The sequence below is a fragment of the Brachybacterium halotolerans subsp. kimchii genome, assembly GCF_020792675.1.
In the GTDB taxonomy this organism is placed as follows: Bacteria; Actinomycetota; Actinomycetes; order Actinomycetales; family Dermabacteraceae; genus Brachybacterium; species Brachybacterium halotolerans.
The window spans coordinates 2,201,989-2,220,461 of the sequence record NZ_CP086254.1; the positions used below are offsets into that span (position 1 = coordinate 2,201,989).

14 protein-coding genes are annotated in these 18,473 nt (G+C 72.3%); 8 read left to right on the forward strand and 6 right to left on the reverse strand.

All coding sequences use genetic code 11. The features are described 5' to 3' along the window. Positions 1-193: 193 nt before the first annotated feature. The 3 genes from Bra3105_RS09915 to Bra3105_RS09925 form a co-directional block, all read right to left on the reverse strand. Positions 194-1,012, reverse strand: a complete 819-nt coding sequence (locus tag Bra3105_RS09915; protein ID WP_228356552.1) for an alpha/beta hydrolase — start codon at positions 1,010-1,012, stop codon at positions 194-196. 90 nt (positions 1,013-1,102) lie between these two features. Continuing rightward, positions 1,103-2,584, reverse strand: a complete 1,482-nt coding sequence (locus tag Bra3105_RS09920; RefSeq protein WP_228356553.1) for a family 4 glycosyl hydrolase — start codon at positions 2,582-2,584, stop codon at positions 1,103-1,105. Then, entirely contained in the window at positions 2,581-3,351 is a 771-nt protein-coding gene (locus tag Bra3105_RS09925) for a DeoR/GlpR family DNA-binding transcription regulator (protein ID WP_228356554.1), read from the reverse strand. Before Bra3105_RS09925 ends, Bra3105_RS09920 begins: the two co-directional genes overlap by 4 nt. A gap of 117 nt (positions 3,352-3,468) precedes the next feature. Between Bra3105_RS09925 and Bra3105_RS09930 the strand changes: the two genes are divergently transcribed. The 8 genes from Bra3105_RS09930 to dhaM all read left to right on the forward strand — a co-directional run bounded on the left by Bra3105_RS09930 (position 3,469) and on the right by dhaM (position 12,807). Continuing rightward, positions 3,469-4,824, forward strand: coding sequence for a sugar ABC transporter substrate-binding protein (locus Bra3105_RS09930; protein WP_228356555.1), 1,356 nt, complete (start codon positions 3,469-3,471; stop codon positions 4,822-4,824). Next, on the forward strand, positions 4,821-5,756 hold the full coding sequence (locus tag Bra3105_RS09935) for a carbohydrate ABC transporter permease (protein ID WP_370646002.1): 936 nt from the start codon (positions 4,821-4,823) through the stop codon (positions 5,754-5,756). The genes Bra3105_RS09930 and Bra3105_RS09935 overlap by 4 nt, the downstream gene beginning before the upstream one ends. Beyond that, complete coding sequence (locus Bra3105_RS09940; RefSeq protein WP_228356556.1) at positions 5,753-6,559, forward strand: carbohydrate ABC transporter permease; 807 nt, start codon at positions 5,753-5,755, stop codon at positions 6,557-6,559. Before Bra3105_RS09935 ends, Bra3105_RS09940 begins: the two co-directional genes overlap by 4 nt. A 17-nt stretch (positions 6,560-6,576) precedes the next feature. Further along, a complete protein-coding gene (locus tag Bra3105_RS09945; protein WP_228356557.1) occupies positions 6,577-7,701 on the forward strand; it encodes a carbohydrate kinase family protein in 1,125 nt (374 codons plus the stop codon). Positions 7,702-7,742: 41 nt separating this feature from the next. Beyond that, positions 7,743-10,499: a sugar-binding protein gene (locus Bra3105_RS09950; protein WP_228356558.1), complete on the forward strand. Its 2,757-nt coding sequence runs from the start codon at positions 7,743-7,745 to the stop codon at positions 10,497-10,499. A 94-nt stretch (positions 10,500-10,593) separates the two neighbouring features. Then, on the forward strand, positions 10,594-11,592 hold the full coding sequence (gene dhaK / locus Bra3105_RS09955; protein WP_228356559.1) for a dihydroxyacetone kinase subunit DhaK: 999 nt from the start codon (positions 10,594-10,596) through the stop codon (positions 11,590-11,592). 82 nt (positions 11,593-11,674) lie between these two features. Beyond that, complete coding sequence (gene dhaL, locus Bra3105_RS09960) at positions 11,675-12,388, forward strand: dihydroxyacetone kinase subunit DhaL (RefSeq protein WP_228356560.1); 714 nt, start codon at positions 11,675-11,677, stop codon at positions 12,386-12,388. After that, positions 12,385-12,807: a dihydroxyacetone kinase phosphoryl donor subunit DhaM gene (gene dhaM, locus Bra3105_RS09965; RefSeq protein WP_228356561.1), complete on the forward strand. Its 423-nt coding sequence runs from the start codon at positions 12,385-12,387 to the stop codon at positions 12,805-12,807. The genes dhaL and dhaM overlap by 4 nt, the downstream gene beginning before the upstream one ends. Positions 12,808-13,049: 242 nt before the next feature. Here dhaM and Bra3105_RS09970 read toward each other — a convergent pair whose 3' ends face one another. The 3 genes from Bra3105_RS09970 to betT all read right to left on the reverse strand — a co-directional run bounded on the left by Bra3105_RS09970 (position 13,050) and on the right by betT (position 18,447). After that, positions 13,050-14,612 carry a GMC family oxidoreductase gene (locus Bra3105_RS09970; protein ID WP_228356562.1) on the reverse strand — a complete coding sequence of 521 codons (1,563 nt, stop codon included), beginning with the start codon at positions 14,610-14,612 and terminating at the stop codon, positions 13,050-13,052. A 35-nt stretch (positions 14,613-14,647) separates the two neighbouring features. Beyond that, positions 14,648-16,123, reverse strand: a complete 1,476-nt coding sequence (locus Bra3105_RS09975) for an aldehyde dehydrogenase family protein (protein WP_228356563.1) — start codon at positions 16,121-16,123, stop codon at positions 14,648-14,650. Positions 16,124-16,203: 80 nt separating this feature from the next. Beyond that, positions 16,204-18,447: a choline BCCT transporter BetT gene (gene betT, locus Bra3105_RS09980; protein WP_228356564.1), complete on the reverse strand. Its 2,244-nt coding sequence runs from the start codon at positions 18,445-18,447 to the stop codon at positions 16,204-16,206. Positions 18,448-18,473 lie beyond the last annotated feature (26 nt).

The window sequence follows — 18,473 nt, forward strand, 5'->3', positions numbered from 1 at the left end:
ACTCCGCGCCCCGCGCAGCCCGCGAGAAGTACGAAGTCGTTGCCAAGATCGGTTTTGGCAACGACTTCGTACTTCTCACGGATCGGATGGCGGCTCGCGCACCGGATGGCGACCGCGCACCGAATCGCGGCTCGCGCACCGGAAGGCTGCGCGGGGATCGGATGGCTGCGGCTGAGCGGGTGGCGCCCCGCCCTCAGCGCCCGCGGATCGGCAGCCAGTCCAGGACGTCCTGGATGCCGCGGTCCCAGAAGTCCCAGGCGTGGGTGCCGGGGCGCAGGCGGGAGGTGAGGTCGACGCCGCGCTCCTCGGCGAGGTCGATGAACGCCTGGTTCTGGGTGACCAGGTGGTCCTCGGTGCCGCAGTCCAGGAACAGCTGCGGCAGGGCGGTGGGATCGGCCGAGCCCAGCAGTCCCATGAGGTCGTCGGCCGTGCCGGCGATGTCCTGACCACCCCAGATGCGCTGGGCGAGCTGACCCGCATGCTGACTGAGGTCGAGGGTCACGGGGTCCAGCGCACCGGAGAGCGAGGCCGCGGCGGCGAAGCGCTCGGGGTGGTTCAGGGCGAGCTTGAAGGCGCCGAACCCGCCCATGGACAGGCCCGCGACGAAAGTGTCCTCGCGCGCCGTGGAGATCCGGAACGTGCGTGCGAGGAGCTGCGGTAGCTCCTCGGAGACGAAGGTCCAGTACTTCTCGCCGACGGCCTCGTCGGTGTAGAAGGAGCGGCGCACCTCGGGCATGACCACGGCGATCCCGCGCTCGGCGGCGTAGCGCTCGATCGAGGTGCGGCGCTCCCAGATCGTACAGTCGTCGCTCAGCCCGTGCAGCAGGTACAGCACGGGGACGCCGCGCGGGGCGACCGCGTCGCCGCCTGCGGCCCCCTCACCGCCATCTTCAGTGCCGGCGCCGTCGGCCCCGCCCATCCCGATGCCGGCCGCCTGCTGCGGCATGAGCACCACCATCGAGGTGCCCATGCCGAGGGACTCGGCGAAGAAGTCAGTGCGCATGCGGATCATGGGGGCTCCTCGTGGCTCTGCGGTGAGTGGCTCAGCGGTCGCGGGGCCGCGCCCGTCGCTCGTGCGCGGCGCCGCCCCGGCGGATCCGCCTCAGTATCCCAGCAGCCGCCCCACAGCGGGCTGCCTGCGGGCATAGGCGTCGACGAGCTTCCCGCCCAGGTCGACCGAGCGCACGAGGGGGTGCGTGGAGAAGCCCTCCCAGGCGGCGCGGCGGGCGCGCACCGGATCGCCGACGGTCGCGGCCTCGAGGATGCAGCGCTCCGCGCCGCGCTGCTGCGCCATCAGTCCGAGCTGCTCGAGCGGGACGGGGCCGACGGCCTGCGGGTGGACGCCGTCGCCGTCGACCAGGCAGGGGACCTCGAGGACGAGATCGGCCGGCAGCTGCGGGACGATGCGGCCGGAGGGGTCGGCGGCGGACGGCGCGGTGGTCGGCGACCCGGACGGCGATCCCTCCGACGACCCGGCCGGCGCATTGCCGACGTCCAGGATCATCCGCTCGGTGCGGCCGCTCGCGATCGCGGTCATCAGGCGCAGCGCGACCTCCTGGTAGCCGCCGCCGGCGACGTCCTCGGGACGGCGCTCCTCGTCGGCCTCCCGGGACTCGGCCATGTAGGTCGACTCGCGCTCGTGCAGCGTCGCGCGCCAGGTCGCGAGCGGCCCGTCGCAGCAGGCCTCCGACCCCGCCCCCTCCGCGGCCTGCCGGTAGAACCGGCCCTGCTGCTCGACGAGGAACTCACCGCGGGTGGTGCCTGCCTCGAGGATCCGCTCCCGTGCCTGCTGGGTGAACAGGTAGTAGTAGAGGTACTCGTTGGGCAGGGCGCGCATGGCGCGCACCCAGTCGAAGCCGACGAGCCGCGCTTCCTCGATCTGCTCGAGGGCGCCGTTGTCGGCGAGGATCCCCGGCAGGCGGTCCTGGCCGTCGACCGAGAGGCCGCGCAGCCAGCCCAGATGGTTCAGGCCCACGTAGTCGATGCCGATGCGGTCGAGGGCGTCGGGCGCGTCGACGTCCTCGCCGATCAGGCGGCTCACGCGCCGCACCAGGCCGATCGGGGTGTCGCAGATGCCCACCACGCGGTCGCCCAGCACCGAGCGCATGGCCTCCGTGACGATGCCCGCGGGATTGGTGAAGGTGATGGTCCAGGCGCGGGGCGCGACCTCGGCGATGGTGCGGGCGATCTCGAGGGCCACGGGCAGCGTGCGCAGCGCGTAGGCGAGGCCGCCGGCGCCCACGGTCTCCTGCCCCAGCAGACCCAGGTCGAGGGCCACGCGCTCGTCGACCGTGCGTCCTTCGGCGCCGCCCACGCGCACGGCGCTGAACACGAAGTCCGCGCCGGCCACGGCCTCGCGCAGATCGGTGGTCGCGATCAGGCGGGGCAGGGTGCCGACGGTCCGGCCCTGCGCGCGCAGCTCGGCCCCGAGCTCCTCGACGACCCGTTCGATGGTGCGCAGACGGGACGGCTCGACGTCCTGCAGGACGATCTCGTCGATCGTGAGCCCGGTGGCGCCGGTCGCGGCCGCCTCGTAGACGAGCGGGACGCGGAAGCCTCCGCCGCCCAGGATGGTGAGCTTCATGGGGTGAGGACCTCCAGGTCGGAGTCGGGGGGCAGGTCCAGCTCGCGGGCCGAGGGCGCTCTGTCCGTGACGAGCTGGTCGAAGCGTGCGAGCGGCGCGACCTCGAGGTACCCGGTGCCGGGCAGCTTCTCGTGGTCGGCCAGCAGGCAGGAGACGGTCGCGATGTCGAGCAGGCCGCGCTTGATCGGCACCTCGCTGGGGGTCGTGTCCAGCACGGTCCCGTCGGCCCGGATCCCGGAGGTGCCCAGGAAGGCGCGGTCCACGCGGATCTGGCGCAGCGCGGACTCGGTGAGGGGGCCGACGAGGCTGCCGTAGGTGGGGCGCAGGATCCCGCCGAGCACCACGAGCTCCACGTCGCGCGCCCCCGCGAGCCCGCGCACGACGGCGAGGGACGAGGTCACCACGGTGATGGAGCGGCCCAGCAGGAAGGGGCACATGGCGGCGACGGTGGTGCCGATGTCCAGGGCGATGACGTCGCCGTCGGCCACCTGGGCCGCCGCCCGCTGGGCCATCTCGCGCTTGGGGCCGACGGCGTCGCGGGCGACCTGCTCGAAGCGCCGCGGGTCGGGCTCGGGGTGCGCGTCGCCCCGCGGGTCGCACGCGCCGCCGCGCACGCGCCGCACCTGGCCGTCCGCGGCGAGCTGCTCGAGATCCCGTCGGATCGTCGCCTCCGAGGCGGCGAAGGACTGCGCGAGATCGGCGACCGGGACCGAGCCGCGGCGGCGCACGGCGGCGACGATCCCACGGCGGCGGTCATCGGTGAGCATGCGGTCAACCTAGCACCGCGCACGCATCTTCACGCAGTTCCGAACACGTCCATTCATCTTCTCGCATCCTCGCGCAACCTGTGGGAAGCTGAGGTCCCCGCTCCCCTGGAGGACCTCATGCACCGTCGCCAGTTCCTCGCCTCCGCCACCGCCGTCGGCGGCATGGCCGCCCTCGCCGCCTGCGCTCCCGGCACCGGCACCACCGACGACCCCACCGGCCCGTCGTCCGACGAGGTCGACACCGACGTCGCCGGACTCGGCGACATCACCCTGCGGGTGTGGGACCAGGAGGTCCGCGGCTCGCAGGACGAGGCCATCACCGCCCTCATCAAGGCCTTCGAGAAGAAGTTCTCGAACGTGAAGATCGACCGCGTCAAGCAGTCCTTCGACGATCTGCAGAAGCAGACCGCCCTCACCCTCTCCGGGGCCGACGTCCCCGACGTCCTGCAGGTCAACAATGCGCGCGCCGACATGGGCGAGTTCGTGAAGGCCGGGCAGCTGCTGGACCTCTCGGGCTATGCGGAGGCGTACGGCTGGTCGAAGCGCTTCTCGGACTCCGTGCTCTCCAAGGCCCGCTACTCGAAGGACGCGAAGACCTTCGGCGAGGGCTCTCTCTGGGGCGTGCCGCAGACCGGCGAGGTCTGCGGCATCTACTACAGCGCGAAGAAGCTGAAGGGCATCGGCGCCGAGCCGCCGACCTCGTGGGACGAGCTGCGGACGGTCCTGGAGACGGCGGAGAAGGCCGGCGAGCTGCCGATCATGCTCGGAAACCTCGACAAGTGGCCGGCGCTCCACGTGTTCGGCCCGCTCCAGGCCGCCTACGTGGACCCCGAGCAGATCACGAAGCTCGCCATGGGCAACGCGGGCGGCGACTGGACCGACGCGAAGAACGTCGACGCCCTCACCGAGCTCGCCGACTGGGCGGAGAAGAAGTACCTGGGCGACTCCCCCAACGGCCTGGACTACGACGCCGCCTGGGCGGACTTCACCAAGGGCAAGGGCGTGCTGCTGATCGGCGGCTCCTGGCTGGGCACCGACATGGCCAAACCCATGGGGGACGACCTGCACTTCATGGCCCCGCCCGCCGGCGTCGGCGGGAAGGTCGCGACCACGGGAGGCACCGGTCTGCCGTTCTCGATCCCCGCGAAGGCGAAGAACCAGGTCGCGGCCGCGGCCTACATCGACTTCATCACCAGCGAGGACGCGATGAAGCTGATCGCGGACAACGGCGGCATGCCCGTGCTGGACACCGCCGACCTCGCTCCGGAGAAGGGCGTGAACAAGGAGATCTTCGAGGCCTTCGACACCGTCTCGAACGACGGCGTGCTGCTGCCCTACCTCGACTACGCGACCCCCACGTTCTCCGACACCGCGGGCGCGACCCTGCAGGAGCTGATCGGCGGGCAGTCCTCGCCCAAGGACGCCGCGGCGGCCCTGCAGAAGGACTACGCGGACTTCACGGGCGCCTCGTGAGCACGCGCGCGGGGAACACGAGGACACGGCGCCGGAGCGCCCCGTCGGCCGTGGTCCGGGGCCGGCTCACGCCGTACCTGTTCCTGCTGCCCGGCTTCGTGGTCTACGCGGCGTTCGCGCTGTACCCTCTCGTGCGCTCGGCCCAGTTCTCGCTGTACGACTGGTCGGGGATCGGCGCCTCGACGTTCGTGGGGCTGGGCAACTACGCGGACCTGCTGCACGACGGCGGCTTCCTCGCCGCGATCGGCAACGCGCTCGTGCTCATCATCTTCTACGCGCTGCTGCCGCTCGCGATCGGCCTGCTGCTCGCCGCGGTGCTGCGCCGTGCGCAGGTGCGCGGGCTCGGCTTCTTCCGCACCGTGATCTTCCTGCCGCAGGTGGTCGCGCTGGTCGTGGTCGCCGTCGCCTGGAAGCACATCTATGCGCCCGACGGCCCTTTGAACACCGTGCTGCGCGCCGTGGGCCTGGACTCGCTGGCCCGCGGCTGGCTGGGCGATCCCGGGGCGGCGCTGCCCGCCGTGGGATTCATCGGCACCTGGCTCGAGATGGGCCTGGTGATGCTCCTGCTGCTCGCGGGCATGAGCCGCATCCCCGAGGACCTCTACGAGGCGGCGCGCCTGGACGGCGCCGGACCTGTGCGGGAGTTCTTCGCGATCACCCTGCCCTCGGTGCGCGGGGAGATCGTCTCGGCGCTCGTGCTGACGATCATCGCGGCCCTGAAGACCTTCGACCTCGTCTACATGACGACCTCGGGCGGACCGGGCGACGCCACCACCGTGCCCAGCTACGAGGTCTACCGGCGGGCCTTCGAGCTCAAGGACGTGGGCTCGGCGAGCTCCGTCGCGATCGTGCTGACGATCCTCGTGTTCGCGATCAACCTGCTGGTCACCAGGATCGACGAGCGTCCGGAGACGCGAGGGGGCCGACGATGAGGGTCTCGCCCGCCGAGCGCACCATGAACTACGTCGTCCTCGCGGCGTTCGCCGTGTTCGCGCTGTTCCCCGTCGTCACGATCCTGCGCGACGCCTTCTCCCCGCGCATCGGCGTCTCCGGCGGGATCCACCCGGAGAACCTGATCGACGCCTGGCGGATCGGCGGCTTCGGGGCCTCGCTCGGGAACTCGCTCGTGGTCGCGCTGATCGTCGTGGTGGTCTCGGTGGCCCTGTCGCTGGGCACCGGCTACGCCTTCGGCACCATGCGCTTCCCGGGCTCGCGCGTGCTGTTCCCGCTGTTCCTGCTGGGGCTCATGATCCCCGCCGAGGCGATCGTGATCCCGCTGTTCTACGACCTGCGCACGGTGGGCCTCACCGACACCTACGCCGCGATCGCCCTGCCGCAGATCGCGCAGTCGATCGCCTTCGGCACCTTCTGGATGCGCGCCCAGTTCCGCGCCCTGCCGCAGAGCCTCGTCGAGGCCTCCGCGCTCGACGGGGCGGGTCCGCTGCGCACCCTGGTGCGGATCCTGGTCCCGGCCTCGCGGCCCGCGATCGTGACCCTCGTGGTGCTGGTGGGGCTGTGGACCTGGAACGAGTTCCTCATCGCCCTGGTGATGACCCCGTCGGGCCGTCACCGCACCGCCCCGCTGGGCCTGGCGAACTTCCAGGGCCAGTACACCGCCGACAACGCCCTGCTCGCCGCGGGCGCGATCATCGTCGCCGCGCCGATGCTGATCCTGTTCCTGGTGCTCCAGCGGCACTTCATCCGCGGCATGATCGACGGCGCCTCGAAGGAATGAGAGACGGAGTGAGAGAGATGGACGAGACCGCCCCCGCCACGACCTCGGCAGCCGGGGACTGGGACCCGCTGGCCTCGCAGCGCACGCCCGAGGACCCGCCGCTGGACGTGCTGCTCTCGGGCACGGTCTTCTTCGACATCGTGTTCACGGGTCTCGAGCGGATGCCCGCTCCCGGCGAGGAGCTGTGGTCCGAGGGGCTCGGATCGTGCCCCGGCGGGATCGCGAACCTCGCGACCGCGACCGCGCGCCTGGGTCTGCGCACCGGGCTCGTCGCGGGCTTCGGGGACGACGCCTACGCGGACTGGATGTGGGAGACCCTCAGCCGCGACGAGGGCATCGACCTGCACGCCTCGCGCCGCTTCCCCAGCTTCCACTCGCCGCTCACCGTCTCCGTCGCGACCCCGCAGGACCGCGCGATGGTCACCCACGGCCATCCGCTGCCCGAGCCCCTCTCGACGCTCATCGACAAGGCGCCCGCCGCCCGCGCGGCCGTCGTGGACCTCGCCGGGGAGACCGCCTGGTGGGCCCGCCTGGCGGAGGCGGGCACGATGATCTTCGCCGACATCGGCTTCGATGCGACCGGACGCTGGGATCCGGCCGACCTCGCCCCGCTCACCCACTGCCACGCCTTCACCCCCAACGCGGTCGAGGCCATGGGCTACACGCGCACCTCCACCCCGGGCGCCGCTGTGCGCGCGCTCGCGGAGAAGGTGCCGCTCGCGATCGTCACCGACGGCGCCGAGGGCGCCTACGCGATCGACTCCTCGACCGGCGAGGAGGAGTACTGCCCGGCGGTCCCGGTGCGCGCCCTGGACACCACCGGCGCGGGCGACGTGTTCGCCGCGGCGATCGTGCTGGGCACCCTCGCCGGCAGGCCTCTCGAGCAGCGCCTGAAGTTCGCCTCGCTGTGCTCGGCGCTGGCCGTCCAGCAGTTCGGCGGCTCGCTGGCCGCCCCCGGCTGGGGCGACATCACCGACTGGTGGAGGGCGCTGACCAGCTCGTCCGACGGCGGCGACCTGCGCGCCAAGCACACCCGTGACGGCTACTGCTTCCTCGAGGAGGTGATCCCCGACCACGCCGTCCAGGGCAAGCGCCGCGCCCAGGGCACCTTCGCGCTGCGCTCGGACGCCGGCGCGCACTGAGCGCGGGCGCCGCATCCCGAGGATCCGTTCGAGGAGGAATGATGATCCCGATCCCCCAGACCACCACCCGCCCGTCCCGCCGCAGCGTCCTGCGCGGCGGCGCCGCCCTCACCCTCGCGGGCGGCGCCGGAGCACTCGCCGGCGGCGCGCTCACGCCCGCCGAGCAGGCCGCGGCCGCCGGCGCCATCGACCTGGACGTGCTGTACATCGGCGCGCACCCCGACGACGAGGCATGGGCGCTCGCCGCCTTCGGCCAGTGGCACGAGTTCCACGACCAGGAGGCCGGGGTCATCACGGTGACCCGCGGCGAGGGAGGCGGCAACGCCGTCGGCCTCGAGGAGGGACCCGAGCTGGGCGTCATCCGCGAGGCGGAGGAGCGCACCGCGGTGGGCATCGCCGGCATCCGCCACGTCTTCAACCTCGACGCCGTGGACTTCTACTACACGCTCTCCGCGCCGCTCACCCAGGAGGTGTGGGGTGAGAAGGCCGTGCTCAGCCGCATCATCCGGGTCGTGCGCGCGACGCGACCGGACGTCATCGTGACGATGAATCCGTCGGCCGTCGAGGGCAATCACGGCAACCACCAGCAGGCGGCGCGCTTCGCCCTCGAGGCCTACCTGATGGCCGGCCGCGAGGACGTCTTCCCCGAGCACTTCGAGGAGGGGCTGAAGCCCTTCTCCCCCGCCCGGATCCTGCGCTCGGGCTCCGACGGCACGGGCGGCACCGGCCCGGACGCGGTGGCGGACGGTTTCGAGCCCACCGTCGCCTCCGACGTCGTCTTCGGCGCCTGGAACGGCACGGAGTCCGCGGAGCACGGCACGCGCTGGAGCGCCCTGCTCGACGAGTCGATCCACTCCTACGCCACGCAGGGCTGGACGGTGAATCCGCCGTCGCCGACCGACCCCGCGAAGATCCCCGTCGCCTGGCTCACGCTCCTCGACTCCCGCACGCCGCTCGCGGATCCCACCAGCGGCGACGAGGCCGCCCTGCGCGGCGCGTCCCTGCCGTCGGCGAAGGGCGGGCTGCCCGAGGGAACCCGCCTGGAGATCACCGCCGACGCCTTCGAGGCGGTCCCCGGCGTCCCGTTCACCGTGGAGGTCACCGCGCGCGCCGGCCGCAGCGCCCTGCCGCGGGCGGAGGTGGCGCTGGAGACGCCGAAGGGCTGGACCGTTCGGGGTCGGACGTCCCTCGGCACGATCGCGACGGGACGCAGCGCGACGGCCCGACTGACCGTCACGCCCGCCTCCGACGCCGAGACCGGGACGGCCGTGCAGGTGACGGCGACCCTGCGCTCTCGACGCGGCGAGGGCCGCAACGTGCTCCCCCTGCAGGTCTCCGGCCCGGTGCGAGCGGGTCTGGCGCCCCGCTCCGAGATCGCGCAATTCCTGGAGTGGACCGAGAGCCTGGGGATGCGGCGCCTGGACGCGCTGGTCCCGACGCAGCACGCGCTGGGATCGGGGCTCGCGAAGACGCTCGACGTCGAGCTCCGCAACCTCACCGACGACCCCCGCTCCGCGGACGTCGAGCTCACCCTCCCCGAGGGCATCACGGCCGACCCCGCGACGCTCACCGGCACTTCGATCCCCGCCCATGGGACGAAGACCGTGCAGGTCACCCTCGAGAACACGGACTCGTCCCTGCCCACCGCCAACCGGGCGCCGCACGGCGGGATCTACCCGGTGACGGTGCGCGCCGTGAGCGACGGCGCCGCGCACGTGGAGAAGCAGGGTCTCGTGCTCGTGCCCCGTCTGGTCGCGAAGACCTCGGACGGGGTCGAGGTGGACGGTCGCCGGGAGGACGGCGAGTACCCCGGCGATCCGATCGACGTGGGCACACTGTGGGAGGGCGCGGAGGTCACGGCAGCCGACGCCTCCGGCTCCGCCTGGGTCACCGTCGACGAGGATGCGCTCCACGTCTTCGTGCACGTCGTCGACGACGTCGAGGGCACGGTGCTCGGGGCCGACGACAACAAGCAGCGCTTCCGCACGGACTCCGTCGAGATCATGATCGACCCGCGAGGCGACTCGGAGTCGACGGCCTCGACGTTCATCCTGGGCATCCTCCCGGACACCCTCGACGCCGACGGGACCTCGGCCGGTGTCGCCGCCGGCCGGGACCACGACCAGCACCAGGGCGCGCTCGCGGAGACGGCGCCGGGAGTGCGCGTCGCCTCCCGCATCAGCGACCCGTACGAGGGCTACGACCTCGAGGCGACCATCCCCTTCGATGCGCTCCCCAACGGGATCGATCCCGAGCACATCGGCCTGAACGTGGTCGTGTACGACTCGGACACCCAGGACCGCACCGGCCAGTCCCGCATCGGCTGGTCGACCTTCCCCGGTGTGCAGGCGAACCCGTTCCGCTGGGGCGTGCTGCAGCTCCCGCAGGCCGACGCCGGGGACGACGCGCCCCAGGACCCTGTCATCCCGAACACGGCCGCCCGCTCGGTCGAGTCGGCCCAGTCGATCATCCAGTCGGCGGGCGACGGCGTCGGGCTCGGCGGACGGCCGAGCCTGGCGCACTCCGTGCTGAGCATCCACGACGTCCACCGCTCCGGCGACCGTGTGCGCGCCCGTGTCCGCTCGCGCCGCAGCGGCACCCTCCGCGTGCTCGCCTGGGACGGCGAGCGCACGCTGGGGCGGGCGGAGGAGATCGAGGTCCGCGAGGGTCGGACCACGCACGTCTCCTTCGCGATCGAGGCACCGAAGGGCGGGTCGTCCGCGCGGCACCGGATGCTCCTCGCCGCGTCCCTCGAGGACTCCGACGGCGCGACGGCGGCCGCGACCGCGAAGGTGTGAGCGAGTCCGCGCCGCCGTCGCCTGCCGGCCTTCGGCCCCGGCCGATGGCCGCCGACCCCGTGACGCCGCTCACCGCACGGGGTAGCGTCGAGCCATGAAGAAGCTCATCGATGCCACGGCCGACGTCGTCGTCGACGCCCTGCGGGGCATGGCCCTCACTCATCCCGATGACCTGCAGGTGGACCTCGAGAACCGCGTGGTGCTGCGCGGCCGCCCGAAGGCCGACGGCAAGGTCGCGATCATCTCCGGCGGGGGCAGCGGGCACGAGCCGCTGCACGGCGGCTTCGTGGGCGAGGGCATGCTCGACGCGGCCTGCGCGGGCGAGGTCTTCACCTCCCCGGTCCCCGACCAGATCACCGCCGCGATCGCCGCCGTGGACCGCGGCGCCGGCGTGCTGCAGATCGTCAAGAACTACACCGGCGACGTCATGAACTTCGAGATGGCCGCGGAGCTGGCCGACGCCGAGTCCGGCACCGAGGTGCGCAGCGTCGTCACGAACGACGACGTCGCCGTCGAGGACTCCACCTTCACCGCCGGCCGCCGCGGCGTGGGCGGCACCGTGCTCGTCGAGAAGATCGCGGGCGCCGCCGCCGAGGAGGGCCGGTCGCTCGACGAGGTCACCGCGATCGCGGAGAGGGTGAATCAGAACGCCCGCTCGCTCGGCGTGGCGCTGACCTCGGTGACCGTGCCCGCGAACGGCAAGCCGTCCTTCGAGCTGGGCGATGACGAGATCGAGATCGGCATCGGCATCCACGGGGAGCCCGGGCGGCGCCGGGAGAAGATCGCCCCGGCGCGCGAGGTCGCCCGCACCATGCTCGAGCCGATCCTGGCCGAGCTCCCCGGCGAGGGCCCGGTGCTCCTGTTCGTCAACGGCATGGGCGCGACCCCGCTCCTCGAGCTCTTCATCCTCGCGGCCGACGCCCACGCGGTCCTCGAGGAGGCGGGCGTCGAGGTCGCGCGCGACCTGGTCGGGAACTACATCACGAGCCTCGACATGGCCGGCGCCTCGATTACCCTGCTGCGCCTGGACGAGGAGCTCACCGCGCTTTGGGACGCGCCGGTCGCCACGCCCGCGCTGCGCCGCGGGCTCTGAGCCCGTCGGCCGTACCCGTCGGCCCTACCCGGCGGTCGCCCCGTCGGCCGCCCCTCATCAGCCACCACGAAAGGAGCTGGCGATGACCAGCGAGAACACCCCCGTCTCGGAGCTCGGGCTGCCCGAGCTGACCACCTGGCTGCGCCGCTGCACGGAGCTGGTCGACGAGAACGCCCCGTATCTCACCGACCTCGACGCGGCGATCGGCGACGCCGACCACGGCGCGAACATGCAGCGCGGCTTCGACGCCGTCGCCGGGATCCTCGACGCCGAGTACGAGGACGTCCAGGCGCTCATGAAGAAGGTCGGGATGACGCTCGTCTCGAGCGTCGGCGGCGCGTCCGGGCCGCTCTACGGCACGTTCTTCCTGCGCTTCGCGACCAGCGCGAAGGGGGCCGACGCGCTTGACCTGCACGCCCTGTTCGCCGCGCTGCAGGCGGGCGTGCACGGCATCGAGGAGCGCGGCAAGTCGATGATCGGCCAGAAGACCATGCTCGACGCCTGGGTCCCGGCGCTCGACGCCTACCAGCGGGCGGGCGAGACCCTGCAGGGCGCGGTCCTCGCCGGTGCCGCGGGAGCGCAGGAGGGCCGCGACGCGACCGGTCCGATGGAGGCCACCAAGGGACGCGCCTCCTACCTGGGCGAACGCTCCGTCGGCCACATCGATCCCGGCGCCGCCTCGACCGCGCTGCTCTGGGAGGCGCTGGTCGACGTGGTCCGCCCCGGCGGCCCGACGCCCGACGGCGAGGCCGGCGCCGACGGAGAGACCCGCGCCGACGGAGAGGCGGCCTCATGACCGGCATCGTCGTCGTCTCGCACTCGCGTCCGCTCGCCGAGGCCGCCGTCGACCTCGCCCGACAGATGGTCCGCGACGGCGGGCCCCGCATCGAGATCGCGGCCGGCGTGCAGGACCCCGAGACCGATCAGCTGGGACTGGGCACCGACGCGGCGGCGATCAGCGCGGCGATCGAGGAGGCCGACGACGGCCAGGGCGTCGTCGTCCTCATGGACCTGGGCTCGGCGATCCTCTCCGCGCGCACCGCCCTCGAGTTCACCGAGCCCGACATCGTCGAGCGCACCCGCCTGAGCTGGGCACCGCTCGTGGAGGGGCTCGTGGGCGCGGTCGTCACCGCCGCGAGCGGCGCCGATCCCGCCGAGGTCGCCGCGCAGGCCGAGGTCGCCTCCGAGGCCAAGCACCAGCAGCTCGCGGACTGACCGGCGCCGCTGCGCCCGGTGCACCCAGCCCAGCCGAGCCGCACCTCACCGTCGGCCCCGTCGGTCCCGTTCCGCAGCGCACTTAGCCAGTCCGGGCCGTGAGAAGTGCGAAACGGTTGCCAAGAGCGCTCTTGGCAACCGTTTCGTACTTCTCACGCGGCCCCCGCGTCCGATCGGCGCGAAGTCGGCGTCCTATCGGCGCGAACGCCGCACCCATGAGCGCGAGCGCCGCCGCCTCGGGATCACTCCCCCGCGGTGATCATCTCCGCGCACTTCTCGCCCATCATCATCACGGTGATGTTGGGGTTGACGGTGACGATCTCGGGCATCGCGGAGGCGTCGACGACGCGCAGGCCGGTGACGCCCTTGACGCGCAGCTGCGGGTCGAGCGGCGAGTCGGCGTCGTCGAGCGGGCCCATCCGGCACGTGCCCACCGGGTGGTAGACGGTGTTGTGGGTGGCGCTGATGTACTCGGCGAGCTCCTCGTCGGTCTGCGCCTCGATGCCCGGGGACAGCTCGCGGCCCGCCCACTCGGCCATGGCCGGCTGGGAGACGATCTCGCGGGCCTTGCGGATCCCGGCGATCATCACGCGCATGTCGTGGCCCTCGGGATCGGTGAAGTAGCGGGGATCGACCTTAGGCTTGTCACGGAAGTCCCGCGAGCGCAGGCGCACGGTGCCGCGCGAGCGGGCGTGGGTGACGTTCGGGGTGAGGCAGAAGACCTCCTCCGCCGTCGGGTAGCCCGCGCGGTAGGTGTGCATGTCGAAGGGCACCGACCCGTAGTGCATCATCAGGTCGGGCCGGTCCAGGCCCTCCTCGGTAGGGGCGAACACGCCGATCTCCCACCACTGGGTGGACTCGCGGACCATGGGCTGCTTCGACTCCCACTGGACCAGTCCCTCGGGGTGGTCCTGCAGGTGGGCGCCCACTCCCGGGGAGTCCACGCGCACGTCGATGCCGTGCTCCTCGAGGTGCTCGCGCGGGCCGATGCCGGAGAGCATGAGCAGCTGCGGGGTGTTGATTGCCCCGGCGGAGACGATCACCTCGCGCCGGGCCTCGATGAGCGAGGGCCGCCCGAAGGCGTTGTCGACGACCTGCACGCCGGTGCAGCGCTGGTCGTCGTCGAACTGGAGCTCCCGTGCCCAGGAGCCCGTGAGGATCGTGAGGTTCTCGCGCTCGAGGATCGGGTGCAGGTAGGAGACGGACGACGAGGAGCGGGTGCCGTCGGCCCGACGGTTGACCTGGAAGAAGTTCGCGCCGTTCACGACGGTCTGCCCGGCGTTGAAGCGCGTGCGGGGGATGCCCGCCTGCTCGCAGGCCTCGAGCAGCGCGACGCCGGAGGGGTCGCGCGGGGGAACGTTCATGAGGTGCACGGGACCGTCGTGCCCGTGGTGGGCGTCGGTGTCCTCGTTGGTCTCGAGCTTCGTGTACAGCGAGTAGGTGCGGTCGGACTCCCAGCCCTTGGCGCCGTGGACGTCGGCCCACTCGTCGAGGTCCTCGCGCGGCGCCCAGAAGGCGATGCAGGAGTTGTGGGAGGAGCAGCCGCCCAGCACCTTCGCGCGCGCGTGGCGCATGAACGAGTTGCCGTTCTCCTGCGGCTCGATCGGGTAGTCCCAGTCGAAGCCGGACTCGAGCAGCTCCATCCAGCGATCCAGCTGCAGGACGACGTCGTGGTCCTGGTCCGAGGGGCCCGCCTCGAGGAGGCCGACGCTCACCTCGGGGTCCTCGCTCAGGCGGGCGGCGACGGCGGCGCCGGCGGAGCCGCCGCCCACCACCACGTAGTCGAAGGCGTGGGTGGTCTGCATGTGTCGTGTTCTCCTTCGTTCGGTGTCGGGCCGGCTCAGTGCTGGGGGAACCAGCCGGTGACCGCGGGGCGCAGGTTCTGGTAGATGTGCTTGGCCTCCTGGTACTCCGCGAGGCCCGTCGGCCCGAGCTCGCGGCCGGAGCCCGACTGCTTGTATCCGCCCCACTCGGCCTGCGGCAGGTAGGGGTGGAAGTCGTTGATCCAGATGGTGCCGTGGCGCAGCGCGCGGGCGACGCGCTGGGCGCGGCCGGCGTCCTGGGTCCAGACGGCGCCGGCGAGGCCGTAGAAGGTGTCGTTGGCGATGGCGATCGCCTCGTCCTCGCTGGTGAAGGTCTCGACGGTGACCGTCGGCCCGAAGGCCTCGTCGCGCACGACGGACATGCCGCGGCGCACCTGGTCGATGACGGTGGGCTGGTAGTAGAAGCCCTCGTCCAGGCTCTCGCCGGTGGCGAAGGCGCCGCCGGTGCGCACGCGCGCGCCCTCGGCCTCGCCGGCGCGCACGTAGGCGTCGACCTTCTCGCGGTGGGCCTTCGAGATCAGCGGGCCGGTCTCGGCGGCCTCGTCGAAGGGGCCGCCCAGGCGGATCTGCTCGGCGCGGCGCACGAGCTCGTCGACGAACCTCTCGGCGATGGACTCCTCGACGATCAGCCGGGCGCCGGCGGAGCACACCTGCCCCGAATGGACGAAGGCGGCGTTCATGGCGTTGTCCAGGGCCGCGTCGAAGTCGGCGTCGGCGAAGACCACGTTGGGGTTCTTGCCGCCCAGCTCGAGGGCGACCTTCTTGACGGTGCGCGCGGCGTTCTCCGCGATCAGGCGGCCGGTGACGAGTCCGCCGGTGAAGGACACCATGTCCACGTCGGGGTGCGTGGACAGCGGACCGCCGACGCTCGCACCGGCCCCGAGCACGAGGTTGCCCACGCCCGCGGGCAGACCCAGGTCCTCGAGCACCTGCAGCATGAGGATCGCGGTGTGCGGGGTGAGCTCGGCGGGCTTGAGCACGAAGGAGTTCCCGGCGGCGAGTGCGGGCGCGATCTTCCACGCGGCCTGCAGCAGCGGGTAGTTCCACGGGGTGATCAGCGTGCACACGCCCACGGGCTCGTGCTCGATGCGGCTGGCCACGTCCGGGTCGCCGGCGTCCACCACGCGGCCGGCGTCCTGCGCGGCGATCCGCCCGAAGTAGTCGAAGCAGGCGGCGATGTCGTCCATGTCCAGGCGCGACTCGACGAGGCGCTTGCCGGTGTCCAGGGACTCGGCGCGGGAGAACTCCTCCTTGCGCTCGCGCAGCTGCTCGGCGGCGCGCAGCAGCAGGGCGCCGCGGTCGGCGGCGGGCACGGAGGTCCACACGCCGGAGTCGAAGGAGCGGCGAGCGGCCTCGATCGCGGCGATCGTGTCCGTCTCGGTGCCCTCGTCGACGACGGCGACGAGCTCGCCGTCCGCGGGGCAGCGGATCTCGCGCGTGCCGCCCTCGGCGGCGGCGCGCCAGGTCCCGTCGATGAACAGGGTGCTGGGCATGGTCTCTCCCTTCGTGGTGGGGCGCAGGCCCCGGGGGTGATGGTCGGTGCTGTCGGCGGGTGGGGTGGGGTCGGGCGGGGTCAGCGCACCGGGGTGGGCTCGTCGTCTGTCCGGTCCTCGTCGGCCCGGTCCCCGCGCGCCGGATCCCCGTCGGCCGACGGGCCCTCAGGATCCTCCTCGACCGCCGGGAAGTCCTCGTGCCAGTCGGTGGTGACGGCCGAGGCGAGGGCCCCGTCGACCCCTCCCTGCGAGACGCGCAGGTATTCGAGGTGCGACTCGTAGAGGTCCAGGACGTCGGTGATTAGGTGCTCCGAGGAGTAGCCGTACACGTCGTAGCCGCGTGAACCGGTCGCGGTGAAGACCTCGAGCCGGTAGTAGTCGTCGTCCTCGGGGGCGACGCGCACGGCGAAGGACGGCATGGGCTGGGCGACGGGGTGCACCTGGTAGACGAAGTCGTCGCATCCGGGCAGGCGCACGCGCAGCACGAGGCTGGGCACGGGATGGCCCTCGACGTCCTGCCGCTCGACGTCGACCTCGGCGCCGCCCTCGCGCATCTCGGAGGCGACCTCCTGCAGGGCCGGGGCGACGGTGCGCTCGAGGTAGCGCAGGGTCGCGCCGCGCTGCGGGTAGGACATGGAGCGGCGCAGTCGCGAGCGCCAGGAGTGCTCGGAGGCGCCGGAGCGGGCCACCAAGGTGGCCCGGAAGCTGTCGACCTGCTGGGTCTCGCTGCGCAGCGCGCGGTACAGGGAGATCATCACCAGGTACAGGACGATCGAGAAGGGCACGCCGATCACGAGCGTCGCCCCCTGCAGGGTGGTGATCCCGCCGACCAGCAGCATCGCGAGGGTGAGCACGCCGGTGAGGACCGCCCAGAACACGCGCAGCCAGGTGGCGCCGTCCTGCTTCGGGTCCTCGATCACGGAGGTGAAGTTCGCGAGGACGAGCGCGCCCGAGTCGGCCGAGGTCACGTAGAACAGCAGGCCGGTGAGGGTCGCGAGCCCGATGAGCAGCGTCGCGCCCGGGTACTGGGCGAGCAGGTCGTAGAAGGCGCGCTCGGGTGTGGCCATCGCGACCTGTCCGAAGGCGTCGTCCCCGCCGATCACGAGCTCGAGGGCGCTGTTGCCGAACACCGAGATGAACAGGGCGATGAACAGGAACGGCACCACCAGCACGCCCAGGACGAACTGGCGGAGCGAGCGGCCGCGGGAGATCCGCGCGAGGAACAGGCCCACGAACGGCGCCCAGGCGATCCACCAGGCCCAGAAGAACAGGGTCCAGGTGCTCGACCAGGTGTCCGGCTGCTCCCACGCGAAGGTGTCCAGGAGCATGCCCGGGAAGCGCGAGAGGAAGTCGCCGACGTTCATCACGAGGCCCTCGAGGATGCGGCGCGTGTTCCCGGTGGCGGCGATGTAGACGAGCAGCACGATCGCGAGGATGACGTTGAGCTCGGAGAGCCGGCGGATGCCCTTCTCGACGCCGCTCACGGTGGACACGGTCGCCATCAGCACGCTCAGCACGATGAGGCCGATCTGCGCGCCGACGCCCTCGGGTAGTCCGAAGAGCTGGTGCAGGCCGTAGTTCAGCTGCACCACGCCGATGCCCAGCGAGGTCGCGATCCCGAAGACGGTGCCCAGCACGGCGGCGATGTCGACCGTGTGCCCGGCCCAGCCGTCCATGCGCCGGCCGAACAGCGGCGAGAGCAGCGTGCGGATGCTCAGCGGCATGTTGCGCCGGTAGGCGAAGTAGGCGAAGGCCGCGCCCATCAGCGCGTACATCGCCCAGCCCACGGGCCCGTAGTGGAAGAGCGTCCAGACGATCGCCTGCCGGGCGGCCTCGATGTTCTGCCCGCCGCCCGTGGGCGGCTCGTAGTACTGGGAGATCGGCTCGGAGACCGAGAAGAACATGAGGTCGATGCCGATGCCCGCGGCGAACAGCATCGCCGTCCAGGTGAACAGGTTGAACTGGGGCCGGGCGTGGTCGGGGCCGAGCTTGACGGCGCCCGTGCGGCCGAGCGCCAGGAACAGCACGAAGGCGACGACGATGCCCGCGGTGACGATGTAGTACCAGCCCAGGTTCTGCGAGGTCCAGGTGACGATCGCTCCGATCACCACCCCTGCCTGAGCGGGCGCCAGGATCGCCCAGAGCGCGACCGCTCCGATCAGGGCGGCCGAGCCGATGAGCACGGGCGGGTTCGCGCGGGGTCCGCGCGGGGTTCCCGGTGCCGGTGCGCTCGGGCCGCTCGGGACTGCGGCCGACGATGCGGCCGACGGGTCCGGCGTCGGCGGGGCCGTGGTGGTCGGGGTGCGGTCGGTGCCTGCTGTCATCTGCTCCTCGTCCTGCTGCGGGCGGT